4 protein-coding genes are annotated in these 2,205 nt (G+C 58.2%); all 4 read right to left on the bottom strand.

All coding sequences use genetic code 11. The annotated features are described in order from the left end of the window. Positions 1 to 133: 133 nt before the first annotated feature. Positions 134 to 265, bottom strand: coding sequence for a hypothetical protein (locus AC1D2E_RS35575; protein WP_478201752.1), 132 nt, complete (start codon positions 263 to 265; stop codon positions 134 to 136). 219 nt (positions 266 to 484) lie between these two features. Beyond that, positions 485 to 805 (bottom strand): hypothetical protein, encoded by a 321-nt coding sequence (locus AC1D2E_RS35570; protein ID WP_478201751.1) that lies wholly within the window; start codon positions 803 to 805, stop codon positions 485 to 487. Further along, positions 805 to 1,980 carry a colicin E5-related ribonuclease gene (locus AC1D2E_RS35565; protein WP_478201750.1) on the bottom strand — a complete coding sequence of 392 codons (1,176 nt, stop codon included), beginning with the start codon at positions 1,978 to 1,980 and terminating at the stop codon, positions 805 to 807. The genes AC1D2E_RS35570 and AC1D2E_RS35565 overlap by 1 nt, the downstream gene beginning before the upstream one ends. 50 nt (positions 1,981 to 2,030) lie before the next feature. Continuing rightward, positions 2,031 to 2,205, bottom strand: a 175-nt coding sequence (locus AC1D2E_RS35560) for an IS3 family transposase (RefSeq protein WP_478201753.1), incomplete at its 5' end; no start/stop codon positions are given.

Below are 2,205 nucleotides of genomic sequence, written 5' to 3'. Positions count from 1 at the left end.
GCCTTGTGGACCAACTACGCCAACCTGCGCGTTAATTGGTTTCGTAACCTCTAACTCCACGACATAGCCTACGTTTTCTTTCATGCTCTCGGTGAGTACGAGTTGATTTCTCGTATAAACCTGGTTTTGAACGTCATCGAAGCAGGGAGAACGCGCTCTTCTTGGTGGACTGGAAGGCAAAGGCGGCGCTGTCCTTCACCTGACCATCCACGATCTTGAGGTTGCGCCCGGCGTTGACGACGAGCAGGCCGCTGCCGGCGTTCACATCGGCCTGTCGGGCGTTGATGTCGTTCCCGGCGTTGAGGGTCGCCGCGCAAGTCGAGCGTGACGTTGCCGCCAGCGATGCGCCCGCTCAGGTTGTTGACGGTGTCGGCCGTGATGGACACCCGTTCACGACTTCCGACGGTGCCACTGTTGGTGAAGTCGCCTTCGCCCGGCTGAAATTCCCTATCAGATGGCGATCGCACATTCATTTTGAGGAGCACTAAGGTTTTGCAAAGACGAATTCAAGAAATACGTCGGGCGGCATGATCCTAATAAACTTCTTCATCGCTTCCACCGATCTTTCGCAAAACGATTCGCCTTCTGCCAAGACTGAAAAATCCGCAATACAGTCCATATCCGGAATTCTGTGGCCTTGCTCCAGTCGAAAACCTTCCACGCCAAGGACGGCAATGCCGACGCTGGCACAGTAATTCAGCAGCACCGAGCAATCGGAGATGCCAAATAAGGCGACATCTCCCCACCATCTAGTCGGCAAATTAAGGTCGGCAAGAGGCAGGTTTTTAACTTCTATGGATTTCATCATTTATCCCAAGGAGCCTTCCAAGTTGGGTCGTTCTTGTTCGAGACTTGTACAACTGCGCCAGTTCTATCGTTTCTCACGACGTACGAGCCATCGGCAGCAATGTAGCCGGTAGCGGGGTCATTCAGACGCGTTCCAGAAATAGGATCAAAGCGCGTATCTCGTGTTTCTATGGTCTTGGCGGGCTTGGCAATTACCGCATCGATCGCGTCAGACGACCAGCCTCGGGAGCCCATCTGCTGAACGATTTTGGGCTCTATCACAGTTCGAAGGGTTGCTGCCGCATCAGCGATCTTCACTGCCAGCGCCGCATCCAACGCACCAGTCCCCACTTTGACCGCCACGTTCGCCAAGGCTACCCCGCCCTTGGCTACCGCGCCAGCGCCGGTGAGCACAGAACCAGCCTGCCAGATCAAGCTGCCAAGGTCCTGGCCCAACTGCACCGCGTTCTGATCGCCACCGTCGGTCAGCGCCGTTTGCATACGATCGATCTTGGCGTTCAGTTCTTTGAAGACGCTGTCACCCAATTGCTCCCGCGCTTCGGGCCTGCGGATGATTTCCCTGATCCCATTCAGACCGTCGATCGGATGAGCCAGGAACTCCCCCAGGCCCTTGATGTCACTGATGCCTGATTCCGCCAGCCCAAGACCGATGCCTGAGGTCGTCAGCACGTCTTGCTTAACCCCCACTGCTGCCCATTTGGCCGCGACTTGAAGCGCCTCCAGAGGCGATTTGGCTTCAGCCAGCTCCTTCTTCGCTTGCTCGACTTGCTTGGTCGCGAGCCAGTTGTTGGCCGCCGAATTCGCGCCCGCTTGGCTGGCCTGGTTGATCTCGGCCGCATCCAGTCCTGCGATCGCGCCGGCAATGCTGCCCATCATGGCGGCGAACTGCACAGTGTCGCCTTGCGTGTTCAGTGCRCCTGGGTCGTACAGGCTGGCCGCGAGTTCACCAACGGCCGCGCCTAAGGCACCGGCGGTGCAACTGCCGCCCGTGCGCGCCGCCCCGACAGCACAACCGGCGATAGCATGTGCCAGTGCGTTGGCAACGCTGCCCGGCTCAATGTTGCTGCCGATCCCAAAGGCGCCTTGAGCCGCGATGGTGTCCAGGAATGCAGTCTTGAATCCTTCCTTCAAGGCGTCTTCCAGGCTTCCCCCGTTGATCGCCGTGCCGATCACCGCCTTCGCGGTGACCTTGCCCCTGTTGCCCGCACTCCATAGGCTGCCGATTATGCGGACTTCCTGTCTTGCTGCTGGGCCGCGATCCAGCGTTGCTCAAACATCATGGGACTGACATAGCCCAGCGTCGAGTGCAATCTCCTATGGTTGTAGAACGCCAACCAATCGACCACTTCGTCCATCGCCTCGCGCCGCGTTGCAAAGCGCCTTCCGTACAGCCTGCCG

Source organism: Variovorax sp. P1_H2, from assembly GCF_056405295.1.
This window is presented reverse-complemented; position numbering and strand designations above follow the sequence as displayed.